The organism is Actinopolyspora lacussalsi subsp. righensis (genome assembly GCF_900116555.1).
In the GTDB taxonomy this organism is placed as follows: domain Bacteria; phylum Actinomycetota; class Actinomycetes; order Mycobacteriales; family Pseudonocardiaceae; genus Actinopolyspora; species Actinopolyspora lacussalsi.
In genome coordinates this window covers 190,724-209,651 of sequence record NZ_FPAT01000002.1, presented here as the reverse complement: position 1 = coordinate 209,651, position 18,928 = coordinate 190,724, and the positions used below count along the sequence as shown (strand labels likewise).

Annotated in this window: 22 protein-coding genes and 1 pseudogene; 14 read left to right on the top strand and 9 right to left on the bottom strand. The window is 68.5% G+C overall.

Features of this window, described 5'->3' with window-relative positions:
- Window positions 1-66 precede the first annotated feature (66 nt).
- Window positions 67-447: a cupin domain-containing protein gene (locus BM394_RS04455; RefSeq protein WP_092975025.1), complete on the top strand. Its 381-nt coding sequence runs from the start codon at window positions 67-69 to the stop codon at window positions 445-447.
- 180 nt (window positions 448-627) lie between these two features.
- Here BM394_RS04455 and BM394_RS04450 read toward each other — a convergent pair whose 3' ends face one another.
- A complete protein-coding gene (locus BM394_RS04450; RefSeq protein ID WP_092974211.1) occupies window positions 628-1,479 on the bottom strand; it encodes a DUF3027 domain-containing protein in 852 nt (283 codons plus the stop codon).
- 195 nt (window positions 1,480-1,674) lie between these two features.
- Here BM394_RS04450 and BM394_RS04445 point away from each other — a divergent pair, with 195 nt between their 5' ends.
- Both BM394_RS04445 and BM394_RS04440 read left to right on the top strand, forming a co-directional pair.
- Window positions 1,675-2,472 carry a glutaminyl-peptide cyclotransferase gene (locus BM394_RS04445; RefSeq protein ID WP_092974208.1) on the top strand — a complete coding sequence of 266 codons (798 nt, stop codon included), beginning with the start codon at window positions 1,675-1,677 and terminating at the stop codon, window positions 2,470-2,472.
- Between the two features lie 122 nt (window positions 2,473-2,594).
- A complete protein-coding gene (locus BM394_RS04440) occupies window positions 2,595-3,089 on the top strand; it encodes a DUF2771 family protein (RefSeq protein WP_092975022.1) in 495 nt (164 codons plus the stop codon).
- A gap of 75 nt (window positions 3,090-3,164) precedes the next feature.
- On the opposite strand, the gene BM394_RS23645 is transcribed toward BM394_RS04440, so the two are convergent.
- Window positions 3,165-3,560: a cold shock domain-containing protein gene (locus tag BM394_RS23645; protein ID WP_092628913.1), complete on the bottom strand. Its 396-nt coding sequence runs from the start codon at window positions 3,558-3,560 to the stop codon at window positions 3,165-3,167.
- 511 nt (window positions 3,561-4,071) lie between these two features.
- Between BM394_RS23645 and BM394_RS04430 the strand changes: the two genes are divergently transcribed.
- The 5 genes from BM394_RS04430 to BM394_RS04410 all read left to right on the top strand — a co-directional run bounded on the left by BM394_RS04430 (window position 4,072) and on the right by BM394_RS04410 (window position 7,155).
- The gene (locus tag BM394_RS04430; protein ID WP_092974205.1) at window positions 4,072-4,290 is read left to right on the top strand and encodes a hypothetical protein; all 219 of its coding nucleotides are present in this window, start codon (window positions 4,072-4,074) and stop codon (window positions 4,288-4,290) included.
- 54 nt (window positions 4,291-4,344) lie between these two features.
- Entirely contained in the window at window positions 4,345-5,337 is a 993-nt protein-coding gene (locus tag BM394_RS04425; RefSeq protein ID WP_092974202.1) for a R2-like ligand-binding oxidase, read from the top strand.
- A 183-nt stretch (window positions 5,338-5,520) separates the two neighbouring features.
- Window positions 5,521-6,201 (top strand): MmpS family transport accessory protein, encoded by a 681-nt coding sequence (locus tag BM394_RS04420; protein WP_092975019.1) that lies wholly within the window; start codon window positions 5,521-5,523, stop codon window positions 6,199-6,201.
- A 325-nt stretch (window positions 6,202-6,526) separates the two neighbouring features.
- Window positions 6,527-6,910 carry a DUF6247 family protein gene (locus tag BM394_RS04415; RefSeq protein ID WP_092974199.1) on the top strand — a complete coding sequence of 128 codons (384 nt, stop codon included), beginning with the start codon at window positions 6,527-6,529 and terminating at the stop codon, window positions 6,908-6,910.
- Entirely contained in the window at window positions 6,910-7,155 is a 246-nt protein-coding gene (locus BM394_RS04410; RefSeq protein ID WP_092974196.1) for a hypothetical protein, read from the top strand. The genes BM394_RS04415 and BM394_RS04410 overlap by 1 nt, the downstream gene beginning before the upstream one ends.
- A gap of 105 nt (window positions 7,156-7,260) precedes the next feature.
- Here BM394_RS04410 and BM394_RS04405 read toward each other — a convergent pair.
- Window positions 7,261-7,683 (bottom strand): annotated as a pseudogene (locus tag BM394_RS04405) (AMP-binding enzyme); the annotation flags it as partial.
- Between the two features lie 253 nt (window positions 7,684-7,936).
- On the opposite strand from BM394_RS04405, the gene BM394_RS04400 reads away from it, so the two are divergent.
- On the top strand, window positions 7,937-8,719 hold the full coding sequence (locus BM394_RS04400) for a PhzF family phenazine biosynthesis protein (protein ID WP_092975016.1): 783 nt from the start codon (window positions 7,937-7,939) through the stop codon (window positions 8,717-8,719).
- Window positions 8,720-8,845: 126 nt separating this feature from the next.
- The gene (locus tag BM394_RS04395) at window positions 8,846-9,247 is read left to right on the top strand and encodes a YccF domain-containing protein (protein ID WP_092974193.1); all 402 of its coding nucleotides are present in this window, start codon (window positions 8,846-8,848) and stop codon (window positions 9,245-9,247) included.
- Between the two features lie 293 nt (window positions 9,248-9,540).
- Here the strand turns inward: BM394_RS04395 and BM394_RS04390 are convergent, their stop codons facing one another.
- From BM394_RS04390 to BM394_RS04370, 5 genes are all read right to left on the bottom strand, one after another.
- Window positions 9,541-10,302, bottom strand: a complete 762-nt coding sequence (locus BM394_RS04390) for an HAD-IIA family hydrolase (protein ID WP_175496830.1) — start codon at window positions 10,300-10,302, stop codon at window positions 9,541-9,543.
- 37 nt (window positions 10,303-10,339) lie between these two features.
- Complete coding sequence (locus BM394_RS04385) at window positions 10,340-11,476, bottom strand: sulfate/molybdate ABC transporter ATP-binding protein (protein ID WP_425427647.1); 1,137 nt, start codon at window positions 11,474-11,476, stop codon at window positions 10,340-10,342.
- Between the two features lie 55 nt (window positions 11,477-11,531).
- Entirely contained in the window at window positions 11,532-12,311 is a 780-nt protein-coding gene (locus BM394_RS04380; protein ID WP_245779961.1) for an ABC transporter permease, read from the bottom strand.
- Between the two features lie 62 nt (window positions 12,312-12,373).
- Complete coding sequence (gene modA, locus BM394_RS04375; RefSeq protein WP_092974187.1) at window positions 12,374-13,138, bottom strand: molybdate ABC transporter substrate-binding protein; 765 nt, start codon at window positions 13,136-13,138, stop codon at window positions 12,374-12,376.
- A complete protein-coding gene (locus BM394_RS04370; protein WP_092975010.1) occupies window positions 13,135-13,539 on the bottom strand; it encodes a TOBE domain-containing protein in 405 nt (134 codons plus the stop codon). Before BM394_RS04370 ends, modA begins: the two co-directional genes overlap by 4 nt.
- A gap of 185 nt (window positions 13,540-13,724) precedes the next feature.
- On the opposite strand from BM394_RS04370, the gene moaA reads away from it, so the two are divergent.
- The 4 genes from moaA (at window position 13,725) to BM394_RS04350 (ending at window position 17,553) form a co-directional block, all read left to right on the top strand.
- Entirely contained in the window at window positions 13,725-14,783 is a 1,059-nt protein-coding gene (moaA, locus tag BM394_RS04365; RefSeq protein ID WP_175496817.1) for a GTP 3',8-cyclase MoaA, read from the top strand.
- 125 nt (window positions 14,784-14,908) lie between these two features.
- Window positions 14,909-15,256 (top strand): MoaD/ThiS family protein, encoded by a 348-nt coding sequence (locus BM394_RS04360; RefSeq protein WP_342752640.1) that lies wholly within the window; start codon window positions 14,909-14,911, stop codon window positions 15,254-15,256.
- A 760-nt stretch (window positions 15,257-16,016) separates the two neighbouring features.
- A complete protein-coding gene (locus BM394_RS23490) occupies window positions 16,017-16,691 on the top strand; it encodes a LysM peptidoglycan-binding domain-containing protein (protein WP_092974184.1) in 675 nt (224 codons plus the stop codon).
- Between the two features lie 289 nt (window positions 16,692-16,980).
- Entirely contained in the window at window positions 16,981-17,553 is a 573-nt protein-coding gene (locus tag BM394_RS04350; RefSeq protein WP_175529956.1) for a VanZ family protein, read from the top strand.
- Window positions 17,554-17,908: 355 nt separating this feature from the next.
- Here the strand turns inward: BM394_RS04350 and BM394_RS04345 are convergent, their stop codons facing one another.
- Window positions 17,909-18,895, bottom strand: a complete 987-nt coding sequence (locus tag BM394_RS04345) for a molybdenum cofactor biosynthesis protein MoaE (RefSeq protein WP_092974178.1) — start codon at window positions 18,893-18,895, stop codon at window positions 17,909-17,911.
- Between the last annotated feature and the right edge of the window lie 33 nt (window positions 18,896-18,928).

Below are 18,928 nucleotides of genomic sequence, written 5' to 3'. Positions count from 1 at the left end.
GCACCCGGTGCGGGGACGTCATCCGGACGTCGACCCGACCGGAGAACATCAGTCAGGGGGAAGATCATGCAATCACTGGTATCGATGTCGTTCGCGGATCCCACCGAGATCCGCGAGTTCCCGCACGGCAGGCTGGAACTGTTCGACCTGCACGGTTCCGCCGTCGGGAGGTTCGTACTCGAACCCGGCTGGCACTGGTCGCGGGACGTGGCACCACTGGTTGGCACCGAGACCTGTCAGCAACGCCATGTGGCCTACCTGCTCACCGGAAACCTGCACGTGGCCATGGACGACGGCTCCTACGGCGTGGTCAAGGCGGGCGAGGTGGTCCACATCGAACCGGGTCACGACGCCTGGACCGTGGGCGAGGACACCGTCACGATCCTGGACTTCGCCGATGTAGCCACCTACGCCGTGGATACGGCGGCGCTGCGAGCGGCGCACTGAGCCGCCGAAGCCCTCGGAAGCCACCGGAGGTCGCCACCGGTGGAACGAGCGCGCCGCCCCGGAAACCGGGACGGCGCGCCGTTCTGGTGCGTTCCGAAGCCGTTCGGCGGCCGAGCCCGCGACGGGCACCCAGCGGCGCCCGAGCGATTCATCCCCGGTAGCGCTCCGCCGGATCGGCTCTCACTTCGCGTCCCGGGACTCGAAGTCGAGGGACGTGTCGTCGTAGACGACCTCCGCGACCGGAATGGTGGAGGAAGTGTCCACTTCGCCCTCGGAATGAGCTCCGCAGCCGAACTCGACGTGTACGACACGCCCGTCGGCGGGCGAGACCGAGTTGGCACACACCCCGAAAGCCGCTCGCATGGATCCGGCCAGTGGTAGGAGGAAGCCGCAACTACCGCAAGGTCCGGGTGCCAGCCGGGCGGTCTCGCTGTCGGGGCCGAACTCACCGGACTCCCAGCGTTCGGCCGCTTCGAGTCGTCCCTCCCTGCTGAGCACCCGTTGCCTGCCGCCACCCACCTCGTAGGCGAGTTCCGTCACCGGATCGTCGTCCCCCGGCAGCGTGCCCTCCGCGAGCCTGGGATCGTCCTGCCCGCTGGGCAGCAGATCCCCCGCCCCCAGGTCTCCGGGGCGGATCCGTTCGCTCCACGGCAGCCACTCCGGGGCCACCAGTGCCTCCGGCCCGGGCAGTAACACCACCTCGCTGACCGTCACCGGGTCGTCGGGGCCGGAGGTGGCCACGGTCACCGCCCAGCGCCAACCGACGTAGCCCCGATACGTCGTCTCGAAGTAGTGCGTGGCAGCGTGCTCGGACTCGTACTCGACACCGACGTGCTCCCCGACGGCTTCCCCGTTCGTCTCCATGACGAGGACCGGCGAGCCGGTGGGGTCGGTGCCGATTACGGCCTCCTCCTCGGCGGCGGAACGCGCGGTCTCCACCGCCCCGGCGAGTTTCGGATCGGGTCGCCGCTCGCCCCCGGCAGCGGTGCTTGGCGCGGACGCCGTCTCGACGTCGCTGATCGGAGCAGGCATAGGCGTCACACTTCCGATTGTGCCGCACGTGTTTTGCGGTGTATCCGGGCGTGCCACGCTTTCGGGGTGCGAATTCGGAGCGGGCGGACTCGAATCGGACCTCACCGACGGCTCCCCCTCCGCGGGAGAGGAATCCGTACCGGAGGACGCCGGAGTCGAACCGGCAGGCTGCTGCTGGTATGCCTCGTTCCGCTGATGATCCTGATGATCTCTCGATGCGGAACGCCGCACCAACCAGAACAGCACGGCTACCAGGGCCGCGATGAGAGCGAACAGGGCTTGTGGCACGAAGGCAGCGTGCCACACCTGCGTGCCGATGTGATCCACGTTCTGCCACATGATCCGTCCTTGTTCACCCAGGGTCTGGAAATTGACTCGGGAACACTCTACGAAAGCACCGGTAAACGTGGTGAATCGGTTCTGCGCGCGAAAAGCTTGACAACCGGGCGCGAGTCGGCCCGGGTCCGGTTGCCGGAACGGTTCTTCGGCGAGGGCATCACCCTGACGGATGACCGCGTTTGGCAGCTGACCTGGAAGTCCGGAACGGCGATGCTGCGCGACAGTGACGACCTCGGTGAGATCCGTCGCGTCGATTACCGAGGAGAGGGATGGGGCCTGTGCTCCTTCGCGGACAGACTGGTGATGAGCGACGGCACGGACGAGCTGACCTTCCGTGATCCGGAATCGTTCGCCGAACGCGGCAGCGTGTCGGTGCGGCTGGGAGACGAGCCGGTGACGGAGCTGAACGAACTGGAGTGCGTGGACGGTTCGGTGTGGGCCAACGTCTGGCGCACGGACACGATAGTGCGCATCGACCCGGACACCGGCCGGGTGACCGCTGTGGTGGACGCGAGCGGCCTGCTCAACTCCGAGCAGGCCGAAGGGGCCGGGGTGCTCAACGGGATAGCCGCCACGGAGGAGCCGGGGAGATTCCTGCTCACCGGGAAGAACTGGCCGAAGATGTTCCGAGTGCGCTTCGTGCCGGTGGAGTGACCGCGTGCGTCGAGTCCTCGGCCCGGGGGCGGAGGACGGCGGATCGCGGTGCGCGGCGGGATCGAGGCGGACGGCGGGACCGGGCCGGGCGGGCCGCGCCACGGGGTCGTAAGGTCAGCGGCGTGCGCCGAGGACTGACAGCACTGCTCATGCTGGCCCCCTTGTTACTGGCGGGCTGTTCCGTACCGGACGAACCGGGCGTGACGTTCTACTCGCACGGCGAGTCCGTACGCGTCCCGCCGGTGCAGTACTGCGAACGACTCGCCAGGCAGTGCGGCGAGCCGGACCCGGAAGCCGCCGGTGAACTGCCGATGCCCGCCGGCTATCCGCTGCAGATCTCGGTTCCCGACGAGGTCGCGTCCGCGCCGTGGCAGGTGGTGTTCACCTACCTGAGTGACTCCGGTGAACGGCTGCGAGGCCGCAGCGGCGTGATGAGCGGCGAGGACGAGCAACACGCGTACACCCTCCGGCTGCCCGAGGACGGGGCACGGCTGGACCAGGTGGAGGTGCAGCGGTACGGCACGGTGAGTGTCAACCAGACCGGTCAGCTGCAGTTCGTCATCGGCGGAACCTGGTTGGTGGGTAACTCACGAGAGCAGGAACCGGTGACGAGCTGAGCATGAGGCCGGGCCCGTCGCCTCACCGTGACCGTCTCGCATCGGACACCGTTCGGACTCGGGGCGGCGTGAGCTTCAGGAGCCGCCCGGATCGAGTTCGCGGGCCACGGCACGCACGACCCCACCGACCCGCTTGGCCACCTTTTTGTCCGGGTAACGCCCCTTGTCGAGCTCGGGCAGCACACTGGCTTCGAGAAGCTTGATCATGTCGTCGACCATGCCGTGCAACTCGTCGGCAGGGCGTCGACGGGCTTCCACCACCGATGGGGGCGGATCGAGCAGTTGCACCCGGAGCGCCTGGGGACCGCGGCGGCCCTGGGCCAGGTCGAAGTCGACCCGTTGCCCCGTCTTGAGCGCCTCAACCCCGGACGGCAGCGCGGAGGCCCGCACGTACACGTCCTCCCCACCGTCCTGGGTCACGAAGCCGAAGCCCTTGTTCGCGTCGTACCACTTGACCCTGCCGGTCGGCACAGTCCTCACCGTTCCCTGTCAGATACGTGTTCCCGGCCATGCGGCACTGGTACCGCGCGGTTCCGGGAAACGTTGCTACCTACATTCGATTGTTGCCACTAAGCGTCGGCGCCGATCGGAAACTGCTCCGGCACGACGAACGCGCCCCGGACACGCCACCTCCTCACGGCCACTGCGAGCCTGTTGCGGCGATTGCGTTCCAGGACGCGTCGGTTTCAAGCGTACCTGGCCCTGGGCGCACAACAACGCCACAGGCTGCGTTGCGTCCGATCGGAGACCCCGTCCCGTGATGTTCCCCGACACTCCGCGTGACCGAAACCGGTGGGCAGTCCCCTCACCGCACCACCCCTCGGACGAGTCAGCCCTCGGACGGCTCAGCCCCGTCGCTCGCTGCCGTTCGGCGCTCGGGGCCCCGGCGGACAGGGCCCCGGCGGACAGGGCCCCGGCGGACAGGGCCCCGGCGGACAGGGACCCGGCGAGGGCGAGCGAGGAGCTTCAATAGGCTGGTCACATGACAGCACCCGCACGCGGCGTCGTGATACCGGTGGCAGTGGGGATGTTCTGCGCCGGACTGGTCGTCATCCTGGTGATCTTCGGGCTCTGGGCCGCGGGCTACGGCGACCTGCCCTGGTGGCTCAACGCGTGCGCGATGCTGTGTCCGCTGGGCCTGGGGATCGCGCTGGTCTCGCTGTTGGTGCGGGGCGCACGGAGATCCTTGACGCGAAACTGACGCGTATCGAAAATACTCGGTGTTGCCCTCGTCACAACCCGTGAAGGTGGAACCATGAGCAGCACCGCACCGGACCGAAGCCCGGCACAGCGCACCGACTTCCACTCGCTGCGCGCGGGCGGCGTCAACTGGGACGCGTTACCGCTGCGGCTGTTCGACAAGGGCAACGCGAAGTTCTGGAATCCGGCCGAGATCGACTTCAGTCGCGACGCCGCCGACTTCCGGGAGCTCACCGAGCAGGAGCAGCAGGGGGTCGCGCTGCTCTGCGCCCAGTTCATCGCGGGTGAGGAGGCGGTCACCGAGGATCTGCAGCCGTTCGTCTCGGCGATGGGCACCGAGGGACGGTTCGCCGACGAGATCTACCTCACGCAGTTCGCCTTCGAGGAGAGCAAGCACACCCAGGGGTTCAGGCTCTGGCTGGACGCCGTCGGTCTGACCGAGGACCTGCACCCTTACGTGGCGGAGAATCCGGGTTACCGTGCGATCTTCTACGAGGCGCTGCCCGAGTCGCTGAACTCGCTGCATCGGGATCCGAGCCCGGCCAACCAGGTGCGCGCCTCGGTGACCTACAACCACATCGTGGAGGGGACGCTGGCGCTGACCGGCTACTACGCGTGGAACAAGATCTGTCGGGAGCGCGACATCCTGCCCGGCATGCGGGAACTGATCCGCCGGATCGGCGACGACGAACGCCGCCACATGGCCTGGGGGACGTTCACCTGTCGCCGACACGTGGCAGCCGACGAGCGCAACTGGGAACTCGTGCAACAGCGGATGGACGAGCTGCTGCCCCACGCGGTCGAGCAGATCCAGTGGCGGCCCGACTGGGCCGGCGACCAGGAACCGTTCGGCCTCGACCTCGACGAGCTCTCCGCGTACGCCTCCGACCGGGCGGGCAGGCGACTGGGCGCGATCTCGGCGGCTCGGGGTGCCGACGTGGCGAGCATCGACGTCGACGCCGCCCCGGAACGGCTGGAGGAGCGGTTCGGCGAGGAGGACGCCGCGGAGCTGGAGCGGATCGACCGGGGTGGGGCGAACGGTTCGTGATCCCAGCCCGAATCCGAGCCGGGCCGCCGAGGCGTAGATTTCCCGCGAAATCGCCGGTCCGGCGGCCGGAACCGGTCGTAGCCGATTCGTTACCACCGCCCCCGAAACGATTTCGATCTCGGCGGCGATGTCGTGGACAGCGTGCGCGACACGCTGTCCGTAATCGACAGAGAGGTTGCACAGATGTATCAGCAGCCGGGACAGGCTGCCCCGAAGAACGGCATGGGAATCACCGCCCTGGTGCTGGCGATAGTCGGAATCCTGCTGGCGTGGATCCCGGTTATCGGTTTCTTCGGCTTCATCCTGGGGGCACTGGCGATCATCTTCGGGATCATCGGCGTGGTGCGCGGTCACAAGGGCACGGCCACCAACCTGGTGATGAGCTACATCGGGCTGGCACTGGGAGTGATCGCGTTCATCGTTTCGATCGTCGTCTTCGTGAGCCTCACCAACGCGGTCAACGATCAACTCAACGAGACGAACAGCGGCCCGGGGCAGAGCGGTCAGGAGCAGTCGGCGCCGTCGTCGAGCACGAACTCCGAGGGGCAGGGGCAATCCTCCGGCGACGGTCAGGATGCCGCCGGCTCGGGCAAGGTGCTCTACGAGGTCACGGGATCCGGCGGCGCGAGCTCGATCACCTACGGCAAGGGCACCCAGACGAGCCAGCAGACCAACGCGGAACTGCCCTGGAGCAAGGAGACCGGGATCGCCGACAGCGTGCAGTTCTACTCGCTGACGGCGCAGAACGGGCAGAGTGGTGGCGACATCACCTGCAAGATCACCGTCGACGGCGAGGTCCTGGCCGAGAACACCAGCAACGGTCAGCACGCGATGGTCACCTGCAACGGCAACACCGGATTCTGAGCGAGGCCGTCGGATCACGCTGACCGCCCGCGGGAGGAGTCGATCCCGCACCTCGGGTGTCCTTCGACCGGTCGAAGGACACCCGAGGCAACCGCTCCGGGGACCACGGTTGTCTCGATCAACCGTCCGAAGTGCGCGGTGCTCGCCACTCGGGATGCGTGACTTCGCCGGATTTCGTAGCTCGTTCGTCTGACAGAGCGCGCGGATCGTGGACCGCGGCTCGACACCCCGGCACTCTGGTTGCCGGTACAGCAGCGTTGCCGCCCACTCGTCTTCCCGTCGTGGATGGTGTAGCCGCTGGGCGGTTTCCGGCGAGGGAGAAAGCGTGGTCGACAGCAGCGATTGGAAGATCCGGGGCAATGTGCACCGCGATGCCAAGGTCTTCCGGGAGGTCCTCGAAGGCGAGGACCGCACAGCGTTCGAACGGGAATTCCGGGGCGCGCTGTGGGAAGTCGCCCAGGACTTCGACACCTCCCACATCGACGAAGTCCTCCTTCGCTGGTGGGGAAGCGCCGTGAACGCTGCCCAACCGATCACCGACGAAGAGCGGGACGCCATCGAACGTGCCGAACGCGGCGACTTCTCCAAGGTCTGGCAACAGGACACGGACGGAACATTCTGGCAACGCGACGAAAGCGGCGTTCTCTGGCGCAGGGACGAGCACGGCGTCCACCGGGAAACCGATTCGGGACTGAGGATGGACGGCTGATGGCGAAGTACCGAGTCATCTGGAGCGATGTCCCGCTCGACGCGTATAACAAACTATCCGTTGATCGACGCAAGAAAGTTGACCAACTCAACTCGCGGTTGGCGAGCGATCCGAAGTCGATCAGCCGGTACAACGAGGGGACGGATCAGTGGACGACCACCGCGGACAACGGACTGATACTCGTCACGTTCATCCTCAGTGACGCTGTCCTGCAGGTGAACGTGCTGCGAGCACAAGACATCTGAGCAAGCGGTGGAGCGGTTCCCGGAAGACGGAGAAGAGCCCGGCCCGGCTCGGCGGATTCGAGGGGTCGCGGCGCACCGGCGCGATACCCGCACCTCCCCTCCGATTCACCCGATCCCGAGCATCTCCTTCGCCCGCTCCCGCATCTCCACCTTGCGCACCTTGCCGGTCACCGTCATCGGGAACTCGTCGACCACCCGCACGTAGCGCGGAATCTTGTAGTGCGCCAGCTCGCCGTGGCAGAACTCCCGCAGCGCCTCGGGGGTGAGTTCCTCGGCTCCCTCCCGCAACCGGACCCAGGCCATCAGTTCCTCGCCGTAGCGCTCGTCCGGTACTCCGATCACCTGGGCGTCCAGGATGTCCGGATGCGTGTACAGGAACTCCTCCACCTCGCGGGGATAGATGTTCTCGCCACCCCGGATGATCATGTCCTTGATGCGGCCGGTGACGCTGACGTAGCCGTACTCGTCCATCACGGCCAGATCGCCGGTGTGCATCCAGCGTGCGGAGTCGATGAACCGCTCCGCGGTGTGCAGCAGGTTGGCACCGATGGTCTCGCCGATGAGCGGGACGTCGGAGGTCCCCGAGGAATAGCTGGGGCTGGTGGTCGGAACAGCGGGCTCCGCGCGGTCGGTGTGCGACACGACTACCTCCGTTACGCCGTTCAGGGCAGTGGAACCGCATGATTGCGCACTGTCGCGCCGGCGTCGAGGGTTCACGCGAGGATTCGGGTGCCGAGCACCTCGAAAAATCCAGTGGACGAAGCCCTATAGAGTGACGATCATGCGGAGCTACCTCGTCGACTCCTTCACCGACACCCCCTTCAGCGGCAATCCGGCGGCGGTCGTGCTGCTCGACGAACCCGCCGATCCGGCCTGGATGCAAGCGGTGGCGGCCGAGTTCAACCAGGCCGAGACCGCGTTCGTGGTCACCGGGGTCGCCGAGCACGCAGCGAAGCCACTGCGCTGGTTCAGTCCCACCACCGAAGTGGACCTCTGCGGGCACGCCACGCTCGCCACCGCCCACGTGCTCGGCGGTTCGCAGCGGTTCGACACCCGCAGCGGTGAGCTGACCTGCACCGCTAACTCCGACGGCACGGTGGAGATGAACTTCCCGATGCGGCCGAACGAACCGGCCGAGGACCTCCCCGTCATGGCCGCGCTCGGCGACATCGCCCCCGAGCGGGTGATCGCCGTGGCCCGCAGCGACACCGACCTGCTGGTTCACCTCGACGACGCGGGACTGGTGCGCGAGCTGCGCCCCGACCTCTCGGAAGTACCGCGAATCGCCGAGCGCGGCATGATCGTCACCGCCGCGAGCGACCGACCGGAGGTGGACTTCGTCAGCAGGTTCTTCGCTCCCGCCGTGGGAGCGCCCGAGGATCACGTGACGGGCTCGGCCCACTGTTCGCTGGCGCCCTGGTGGGCGGAGCGGCTGGGACGCACGGAGTTGGTGGGTGAGCAGGCATCGGCACGCGGCGGAACGGTGCGGGCCCGGTTGGAAGGTCGACGGGTAACGCTGGGAGGACGTGCGGTGACCGTGCTGGAGGGAACGCTCGCGGCGTGACGACACGTCGGGCGGCGCGGCGGAAGGCCCGGCGGCGGTGCGAGCCGACCGCGAAACCGGAACTTCTCCGAAAAACTGGGGGTTCTCCCCGAACCGGCCCGCGCCGGGAGCTGGCACCGTGGTGTCATGCGACTGCTTCTCAACATCGTCTGGCTGGTGCTAAGCGGCTTCTGGATGGCGCTCGGCTACGTATTCGCCGGGATACTGCTGTGCGTGACGATCATCGGCATCCCGTTCGGCATCGCCTCGTTCCGGATGGCGAACTTCGCGCTGTGGCCCTTCGGTCGGCGACTGGTCGACGAACACGGCTCGGGGGCGTTCTCGGCGATCGGCAACGTGCTGTGGATCATCCTGGCAGGCTGGTGGCTGGCGCTGGGACACATCACCACGGGGGTGGCGATGTGCCTGACGATCATCGGGATCCCGCTGGGGGTCGCCAGCTTCAAGCTCGTTCCCGTCTCGCTGGTGCCGTTCGGCAAGCGGATCGTGGACACCGACGACGCCCACGCGCTGGTGCCGCGTCGGTGACGGTCGGTGCGGCGCGCGCTCGGCTCCCGGTCGAGCCGCCACGAGCAGGCAGTCGCTTCGCGATTCCGAAAGCCCGGGAACGTCGGACGAGCACGATCGGCGCGGCAGCGCCGACACCCGCCCCCGGTGTTCGGCACCGCCGCGGCCTCCCCTCGGGCGCTGTCGTGTGGGCTCCGACGTGACGAACGGGTGCCCGCTCGGGCTCGTGCCGCGTACGACCGCCCGGGCGGAGTACCCCGGTCCGGCGCACCCGATCGAGGACGAACTGACCCCGATCAGTCGAAGGGGCCCGATCAGTCGAAGGGGTTGGCCACTCGCCCGGCCAGGTCCGCCACGGAGTCGATGACCTTGGTGGGGCGGTACGGGAAGTGCTCGGCGGTGTCGCGGTCCGAGATTCCGGACAGCACCAGGATCGTCTGCAACCCCGACTCCAGTCCGGAGCGAACATCGGTGTCCATCCGGTCACCGATCATCAGGGTGTTCTCCGAGTGGGCCTTGAGCTCCCGCAGCGCCGAACGCATCATCAGCGGGTTCGGTTTGCCGATGTAGTAGGGCTCGCGCCCGGTCACCCGCTCGATGAGCGCGGCGACCGCTCCCGTGGCGGGCAGGGTCCCCTCCCGGCTGGGTCCCTTCTCGTCCGGGTTGGTCGCGATGAACCGGGCACCGCCCTCGACGAGCCGGATGGCCTTGGTGATCGCCTCGAAGCTGTAGGTGCGAGTCTCGCCGAGCACCACGTAGTCGGGCTCGCGGTCGGTGAGCACGTAGCCGATGTCGTGCAGCGCCGTGGTCAGTCCGGACTCGCCCACCACGTAGGCGGAGCCACCGGGGCGCTGCTGGTCCAGGAACTGCGCGGTGGCCAGCGCGGAGGTCCAGATCGACGACTCCGGCACGTCCAACCCGCTGCGTTGCAGCCGCGCCCGCAGGTCTCGCCTGGTGTAGACGGAGTTGTTGGTGAACACCATGAAGGGGAGCCCGTGTTCGTGCAGGTCGGCGAGGAACTCGTTCGCACCGGGAACCATGTGTTCCTCGTGCACCAGCACGCCGTCCATGTCCATCAGGTAGGTCCAGGGGGATATCTCAGTCACCCCTCGATCATCCACCGGAAACCGGGTGTATGGCCACTTCGGTGGCCTTGACCGCGAAAAAAACCTCGTCTCCGATCCGCAACCCCAGCTCGGCGACGGCGGCGGGGGTGATGTCGGCGGCCAGTGCGGCCTCCGAGTCGTGCGAGTCGGTCTCGCCTCGAAGCCTGATCGCGTCGCCACGGGGTTCCATACCGACCACCCGTACCGGGATCGCGTTGCGCGGGCTCCCCTCGGGCGCGTGGGGATACACCGCCACCGCCGTCGGTGGGAACACGGCGGCGGCGGGTTCTCCGGGAGTGATCGGTTCGGCCGCGCTGCCGTGGAGCGCCCTGCCCCGCGGTGTCCGTACGGTCTCGCCGGTGGCGGTGCCGGTGATCAGGTTGAGACCGGCGATCCGCGCGGTGAACGCGGTCCTGGGGCGGGACAGCACCCGGTGGGTGCTGCCCTGCTCGACCACGGCACCCCGGTCGAGCACCAGAACCCGGTCGGCGAGCACCACCGCGTCGAGCACGTCGTGCGTCACGAGCACGCAGGGCCGTCGCTGTTGCCCCAGCACCCGGTGCAGCAGCCCCCGCATCGCGGGAGCCGCCGCCACGTCCAACGCGGACAGTGGCTCGTCGAGCAGCAACAGTTCGGGCTCGGCGGCCAGCGCCCGTGCCAACGCGACCCGCTGCGCCTGTCCGCCGGACAGCTCGGACGGTTCGCGGTCACCGAGATCGCCGGTCTCGGTTCGCCGCAGCCATTCCAGCGCGGCGCGCCGTGCCGGTTTCCTCCGGACGCCCGAGGCGCGTATCCCGAATGCCACGTTGTCCAGCGCCGTGAGGTGCGGGAACAGCATCGCCCGCTGGGCGAGCAGTCCGACGCCGCGGCGATGGGTGGGGACGTCGATCCGACGTCGGGTGTCCAACCAGGTGTGGTCCGCGAGCCGGATCCTGCCTTGTTCCGGACGAACGGAGCCGGTCAGCGCGGTCAGCAGCGTGGACTTGCCCGCCCCGTTCGGGCCGAGCACGGCCAGCACTTCACCGGGGGGCACCCGGCAGGCCAGTTCGAGCGTGAAATCGCCGCGCCGCAGCCGAACCTCGGCGACCAGCCCGCTCTCCTCGGCGGCCTCTCCCCCGCCGGGCGGGTTCGCCGGGGAGGGCACGGTGGCGTCCCCCGCGAGCTCGGACCCGTCGATACGGTCAGGGCCGTCGATACGGTCAGGCACGTCCTTCCACCGCCTTCGGTCGGGCGACGAGGATGACCAACAGGGCGATGGCCACCAGCAGCAACGACATCGCCACGGCGGCATCCACGTCGGCCTGCGCTTCGGTGTAGATGGCCAGCGGCAGCGTCCGTGTGGTGCCGCGCAGGCTCCCCGCGAAGGTGATGGTGGCCCCGAACTCGCCGAGCGCGCGTGCGAAGGTCAGCACCAGGCCGGACCCCAGCGGGGGAAGCAGCATGGGCAGTGTGACGCGCCGGAAGGTCAGCCACGGCCCGGCCCCCAGGGTGGCCGAGACCCGCTCGTACTCGGTTCCCGCCGCGCGCAGCGCTCCTTCCAGACTCACCACCAGGAACGGCATGGCGACGAAGGTCTGCGCCAGCACCACGGCGGTGGTGGTGTACGGCAGGGTCAGTCCGAACCAGTCGCGCAGCGGCCCTCCGAGGGAGCCGGTGCGGCCCAGCAGGTAGAGCAGTGCCAGCCCGCCGACCACCGGGGGCAGCACCAGCGGCAGCAGCACGCACCCGCGCACGAATCGCAGCCCGGGAAAGCGGGAACGCGCCAGCACCACGGCCAGTGGTCCGCCGAGCAGCAGCGCCAGCACGGTCGCCGTCAGCGCGGTCCGCACCGACAGCTCCAGCGCGGTCAGCGCGGTCGAGCTGGTGAGCAGCGCGGGCAACCGTCCGGGGTCGATACGGGCGAACAGCCCGAGCACCGGCAGCACGATCAGCGCCAGCGCCAGCAGGGCGGGAAGCCGCAGCGGCAGGGGGACCCCCACCGGCCGCTCCCCGGCACGTGCGCGCCGGGCGGGGAGACGGATGCGTCGTGGCCCCGATTCGCTCACGGCGCACCGAAGCCGTACTCGCCGAGGATCCGCTGTCCCCGTTCACCGCGCACGAATTCGACGAACCGGCCGGCGAGTTCCGGGTGCTCCGCCGCGTCCAGGCGGGCGATCGGGTACTCGTTGATCACCTCGTCGGAGGTCGGGAAGTCGATCGCCTCGACCTCGTCACCGGCGGAACCGGCGTCGGTGACGTAGACGAGCCCGGCGTCGGCCTCACCCGCGACGACCTTGTGCAGCACGTTCTTGACGTCGCTCTCCTCACTGACCGGGTCGAGCCGCACGCCGGAAGCGGACTCGACCTGTTCGGTGGCCGAACCGCACGGCACCCGCGGGGCGCAGACGACGAGCGAGGTGTCGGAGTCGGTGAGGTCGGCGAGCGACTCGACTCCCGCCGGATTGCCCGGCGGGACCACTATGGTCAGTTGGTTGGTGGCGAAGGTGTGGGGTTCACCCGCGAGCGTGTCGGCCCCGCGGACCCTGGCCATCATGTCGGTGTTCGCGGAGGCGAACACGTCACCGCCGCTGCCCTGCCTGATCCGCTCCGCCAGCAGCGAGGAGCCCTGGAAGTTGAACCGGATGTCGACGTCGGGGTCGCGCTTCGAGAACTCGTCGCCGATCTCGCGGAAGGGTTCGGTCAGTGAGGCCGCGGCCAGTACCGTCAGGGTGTTCCGATCGCTCGACGCGGCACCGCAGCCGCTGAGCAGGGAGAACAGGACCACCAGCACCGCCGTCGGAGCCGCGCCGCGAGGCGTGCGGTTCATTGCCCACCTCCGGGGGTCTCGATTACCACGGCGGTGGACTTGACCACGGCCACCGCCAGCACTCCCGGGCGGAGCCCGAGGTCGGTCACCGCTTCGGTGCTCAACAGCGAAACCACCCGTTGGGACCCGCACTGGAGCTCGACCTGCGACATGACGGTGTCCGAGGTGACCTCGGTGACCAGCCCGACGAAGCGGTTGCGCGCGGAGCGCTCGATCCCGGAGGGGTCACGGGCGGCTCTGGCTCTGGCGCGGGCGAATTCGGCCAGCGCCGAGCCCTCGATCACCAGGCGACCGGAATCGTCCGACTCGACGGGCAGTTGCTGCGCGTCCACCCAACGTCGAACGGTGTCGTCGCTGACGCCGAGCAGTTCCGCTGCCTCGGAAACACGATATTGCGGCACGAAAAACACGTTAAACGCGCGAATGCGGTTCGATCCAGGGGTTTTGTTCCGCTTTCACGGAATGAAGAAGTTTTCGTGTTTTTCTCCGAACCCCACGCGGTCGCGGCCTTACCGATTGAGCGCACCGGCACAAAACCGTTTCGCGCGATCGAATTCACCCCGGCCTGGCGGTTACGCTGAGCGGTGTGACTTCCGTGGACCTGGGCATCCCGGTCGCCCGCCGGACGATCGACACGTCGGCGCGTCCGGATACGCCGTACCTGGTCGACCGCTTCGGACGGATCGCGACCGACCTGCGGGTGTCCCTGATAGACAAGTGCAATCTGCGCTGCACCTACTGCATGCCCGCCGAGGGCTTGCCGTGGATGAAGCGCTCCGAGATGCTCGACACCGGGGAGATGATCCGGCTCATCGAGCTCGCGGTACGCGAACTCGGGGTGACCAACGTCCGCTTCACCGGTGGTGAACCGCTGCTGCGGCAGGACCTGGTGGACATCATCACCGCCACCAGCGAGCTGCCGCGGGCTCCCAAGACCTCGCTGACCACCAACGGCATCAACCTGGGCAGGTTCGCCGATCAGCTGGCCACGGCGGGGCTCGACCGAGTGAACATCTCGCTGGACACCCTGGATCGGGAAACGTTCCACCGGCTGACGCGCCGGGACCGGTTCGACGACGTGCTGGACGGACTGCGTGCGGCCAAGGAGTCCGGACTGGAACCGGTGAAGGTCAACGCCGTACTGCTGCGAAACACCAACGATCACGAGGCCTGCGATCTGCTGCGGTTCTGCCTGGAACGGGGCTACCAGCTGCGGTTCATCGAACAGATGCCGCTGGATCCGCAACACGGCTGGGACCGCGAGGAGATGATCACCGCGGACGAGATCCTGCGGATGCTGGGTGAGGAGTTCACCCTCACCCCGTACAGCGCCGAACGCGGTTCGGCTCCGGCCGAACGCTGGCTCGTCGACGGCGGCCCCGCGACGGTCGGAGTGATCGGCTCGGTCACCAGGCCGTTCTGCGCCACGTGCGACCGCACCAGGCTGACGGCCGACGGGCAGCTGCGCTCCTGCCTGTTCTCGCAGACCGAGACCAACCTGCGTGAACCGATGCGGGAGGGCGCCGACAACGAGGAACTCGCCCGACTGTGGCGGGAGACCATGTGGGCCAAGGCCGCGGGTCACGGCATGGACGAGGAGGGCTTCGCGCAGCCTTCCCGCCCGATGAGCTCGATCGGCGGTTAGAACCTCTCGACGCGTTACTCGCTCGGTGGTTCGGCAGGCGCCGACCGGCGCGTGTCCGGACCTCCGAGCCGACACGGCATCTCCACGAGCCGACACGGCATCCCGAAAGGACTCCTCGGCCGATGATGGACGACCGGCAGGAAACACAGCTCGTCCCACCGGAGCCCGCGGAACCACCGCCGACGGGCTCCGCCGCGGCGACGACGGTCGCGGTGCGGGTGCGGTACTTCGCGGGTGCCCGCGCGGCGGCCGGAGTCGCGGAGGAGACGCTGCGGGTGAGCCCGAGCGCCGCTGACGTGCCGGTGTCCGCGGCCGACGTGGTCCGAGCCGTACTGGCAACGCACGAGGAACCGTTGACCCGGGTCGTCGGAGCGTGCGGGTTCCTGCTCGACGGGGTGGCCGTGCGGGACGAGACCGTGTCGGTTCCGGACGGGGCCGAGTTCGACGTGTTGCCACCGTTCGCGGGCGGCTGAGCGGGTCCGCATCCCGATGATCCGACCGACACCTCGACTTTTCACCAGTCGCTGTCGACCGCCGGCCGAGAACCACCGACCGGGAAGCCCGGGCTGGGCACAACAGCGGCGAGGAACCGACACGCCGGAGGCCATGCCTCGGCGTGCCTGCCTAACTCTTTTGCGTGATTTTAGCGGGATCTCACAGCCGCGTTTCCGGCGCCACATCTTCCGCATTCCACAACCGGGTGACGGATCACCCGATGAACCGTTTTCGACTGCGCTTCGCGACCACCGATTAGCTAAGAGTGGCGGAACCGTCCGTCGCGCAACTTCCTTCCACACGGCGGCGAAAAATGACAGAGTGAACCTACCACACTGGATCTGTGCAATCGAAACCGGGTCCGCAAAGGTGACTCAGACCTCACCGCGAGTGATCGATATCGACTCGGAAACGTCTTGATAACAACGCTGTGCGCTGCATAAACACCCCTGATCGAGTGACCCCGAAACCATGTTACTGTGACTAGCATCACATTCCATTAAGTTTCCGTTCGCTTGCCCGATTACGTACTGTTCCCATCGGTCGGCCCCGAACCGACCGGAACAACGAGAAACCGGGAAGTCCGCAGCGCCGAGCTCTGCCCGGCGGGCTTCCTACCCCCGAACGAAACGAAACCGGGCAGGGACGGGAAACCGCTGGAGTCCCCCGAAACTCCACGGAATCCGGGTTCCCTTCGGAGCCGTCGGAACTCCCGCAGGCGCGGCAGGAGAGAGGGACATGGCTCGTTACAAGGGCAAGCACCGTAAGTCGTCGAATTTCACTCGCAACGCCGCCAGGGTGGCCGTCGCGGGTGCTGTGGTGGCCACGCCGCTCGCGGTCGCCGCTCCGGCCAGTGCCGCGGACTGGGACGAGCTCGCCCAGTGCGAGTCCAGCGGTGACTGGCACATCAACACCGGCAACGGTTTCTACGGCGGCCTGCAGTTCACCCCTTCGACGTGGTCGGCCTTCGGCGGTGACCAATACGCCCCGAACGCCCACCAGGCCAGCCGTGCCGAGCAGATCGCCATCGCCAAGAAGGTACTGGCCCAGCAGGGTCCCGGTGCCTGGCCGGGCTGCACCGCCAAGACCAACTGGGTCAGCGGCAGCACCGAGAGCGCGGGCACCGTCTCCGAGGACTCCGCCGCCCAGGAGCAGGCAGCCGCGCCGCAGGAATCCGCCCCGAAGCAGGAGCAGCCCGCCGAGACCGAGTCGGACTCCGGGCAGCAGTCCCAGCAGTCCCAGCAGTCCACGGTGCGCTCGAACGGCGCCGACTACACCGTCCGCTCCGGCGACACGCTGAGCGAGATCGGTCAGCGGTTCGGCGTGAACTACCAGGACATCTACGAGCGCAACAGCGACATCCTGGAGAGCGCCGACCTGATCTTCCCGGGTCAGCAGCTCGACATCCGCTGATGACGCGATAACCGAAACACGGCCGAGCTCCATCGCGGAGCCCGGCGTCCGGACGCGAACCGGTTCTCGGGATCGAGGGAGCGAGCACCGGCCCGGCTCCTAGCCGGGGACGCGGGATCCGGGCACCCCGAGCTCGGGGCCTCGCCGCCTTCCCCCAGCGGCGGGGCCCCGTTCTTGTTCACCACACGGTTCCTCGAGGACTCGGAGGACCTTTCGGACACGGTTGGACACCATCCGGCCACAGCACCAGAATGGATCATGGTTTTCGACCCCGACCGGAGGGAGCGCGGTGCTCGAAGCCGTGATCCGAGCCGTGGTGACTCCCGCTTCGGTGGCGGTGTTCGTGGTACTGGCGCTGCTGGGGGCCGCGCTGCACGGCAGGCTGGCACGATCCACCGGAACGCGGAAGATCCCGACCCTGGCCGCGACGACGGCACTGGCCGCCGGAACGGCGGTGACACTCACGCCGCAGCGCGGACCGGAGTTCGGCCTGTCCGCGCGCCGGATCTTCGCCTGCCCACTCGGTTGGCCGGACAGCTCGGGACTGTTGGATCTGCCCACGCCGACCCAGAGCTCGTTGAACTCGCTGGTGCTGCTGCCGTTCGGGATTTGTGCCGGGCTGGCCGTGCGGAATCGGCTGCAAACGGCCGCTGTCGTGGCGGTGATACTGCTGTTGCCCGCCCTGGTGGAGGCCAGTCAGGGATTCACGCTGTTCGTTCGGCACTGCAGCGCGCAGGACTGGCTCGACAACGCCAGCGGCGGACTGCTGGGACTGGCGCTGGTGCTGCTCGTGCGAGGGATCACGGTCGTGTTCACCGGCGCACGACACCGCGACGGTTCGAGTACCGAACAACGACGATGAGCCTCGCCGGTGCCGCGGCACCACCTGGGCGTCGATTTCTCGCGAAATCGCCACCCCGGAGACCGCCGTGGAGACGCGACCATACGGCGTGAGCAGCGCGCGTGTCCCCGGTGCGTGAGTCGGATGCATCGCGAGGCCGGGCCGCTTCGACACGGTGCCGAGCTCCCACCACGCGCGCAGGCCGCACTCCGACCACCCTGGCAGTCGGCGCCGCCGCGGGTTCTCGCGTGCGACTCTCGCGAGGAAGGCCCGACGTTGTGTAGGTCGCTACCCGATGTCGGGCCTCCCGCAGCGAGAGCCGTGCGCGAGGTTCCGCCAACCGCACCGCCACGCAAACCGAGCCGACGTGGCCCCCTCAAGGGCAGTTGACCCACTCTTCCTGCCCGTCGTCGAAGACCTGGCGCTTCCACACCGGAAGCCGCCGCTTCACCTCGTCCACCAGCTCCGCACAGGCGTCGAAACCCTGCTTGCGGTGTTCGGCCGAGACCGCGCAGCCCAGCGCCACGTCACCTATCCCCAGCATCCCGGTGCGGTGCTGCACCGCGAGCGCGCGCACCCCGTCCGAGCGGGAGAGCACATCGGCCGCCACCTCCGAGATCACGTCCTCGGCCGAGGGATGACCGGTGTACTCCAACTCCTGGACCCCGCGCCCACCGTCGTGGTCGCGGACGGCACCCGCGAACGTGACCACGGCACCCGCCGCGCGATGCTCCACCCGCTCGGCGAGACGGGACACGTCGATGCTCTCCTCGGTCATGCCCGCGATCACGACTCCGGCCTCCCCGACGCCGGCGACCGAGTTCACCGGCGCGGGCTCGGCCGTGCCGCTGCCGGGGTTCGCGACAGGAGACGGCTCCGAGCCGCGGGGGTGGTCACCACCGCGCAACTGCTCCAGCGCGTGCTCCAGCACGCCGTCCAGCACCTCGAGACCGTCCCGCACGCCCCCGCGCGATCCGGGCAGGTTGACGACGAGCGTGCTGCCCGCGACACCGGCCAGCCCGCGCGAGAGGATCGCGGTGGGAACCTCGGGCAACCCGGCCTCGCGCAGGGCGTCCGCCAAACCCGGCACGGGGAAGTCCAGCACCCGCGCGGTCATCTCGGGAGTCCGGTCGGTGGGGCTGATGCCGGTACCGCCGGTGGTCAGCACGACCTCCACCCCCTCGGAGACGGCGGACCGCAACGCTTCCCCCACCGGCTCGCCGTCGCCGACGACCTCGGCGTCGGGCACCCGGAAACCGCGCTGTCGCAGCCAGTCCACGATCACGGGGCCGGTGCGGTCCTCGTAGACTCCCCGCGCCGCGCGGTTGGAGGCGGCGATCACCCGGGCACTTCGTTGGGTCATGGTTGTCTCCCTGCTGCCTGCCGCTCCGCCGAG

Bases quoted from the DNA above. Each gene is read 5' to 3' on its own strand.
- BM394_RS04455 (WP_092975025.1), top strand. From the start codon at position 67: ATGCAATCACTGGTATCGATGTCGTTCGCGGATCCCACCGAGATCCGC.
- BM394_RS04450 (WP_092974211.1), bottom strand. From the start codon at position 1,479: ATGCCTGCTCCGATCAGCGACGTCGAGACGGCGTCCGCGCCAAGCACC.
- BM394_RS04445 (WP_092974208.1), top strand. From the start codon at position 1,675: ATGATCCTGATGATCTCTCGATGCGGAACGCCGCACCAACCAGAACAG.
- BM394_RS04430 (WP_092974205.1), top strand. From the start codon at position 4,072: ATGACAGCACCCGCACGCGGCGTCGTGATACCGGTGGCAGTGGGGATG.
- BM394_RS04425 (WP_092974202.1), top strand. From the start codon at position 4,345: ATGAGCAGCACCGCACCGGACCGAAGCCCGGCACAGCGCACCGACTTC.
- BM394_RS04420 (WP_092975019.1), top strand. From the start codon at position 5,521: ATGTATCAGCAGCCGGGACAGGCTGCCCCGAAGAACGGCATGGGAATC.
- BM394_RS04410 (WP_092974196.1), top strand. From the start codon at position 6,910: ATGGCGAAGTACCGAGTCATCTGGAGCGATGTCCCGCTCGACGCGTAT.
- BM394_RS04400 (WP_092975016.1), top strand. From the start codon at position 7,937: ATGCGGAGCTACCTCGTCGACTCCTTCACCGACACCCCCTTCAGCGGC.
- BM394_RS04395 (WP_092974193.1), top strand. From the start codon at position 8,846: ATGCGACTGCTTCTCAACATCGTCTGGCTGGTGCTAAGCGGCTTCTGG.
- BM394_RS04390 (WP_175496830.1), bottom strand. From the start codon at position 10,302: ATGGACATGGACGGCGTGCTGGTGCACGAGGAACACATGGTTCCCGGT.
- modA (WP_092974187.1), bottom strand. From the start codon at position 13,138: ATGAACCGCACGCCTCGCGGCGCGGCTCCGACGGCGGTGCTGGTGGTC.
- BM394_RS04360 (WP_342752640.1), top strand. From the start codon at position 14,909: ATGGACGACCGGCAGGAAACACAGCTCGTCCCACCGGAGCCCGCGGAA.
- BM394_RS23490 (WP_092974184.1), top strand. From the start codon at position 16,017: ATGGCTCGTTACAAGGGCAAGCACCGTAAGTCGTCGAATTTCACTCGC.
- BM394_RS04345 (WP_092974178.1), bottom strand. From the start codon at position 18,895: ATGACCCAACGAAGTGCCCGGGTGATCGCCGCCTCCAACCGCGCGGCG.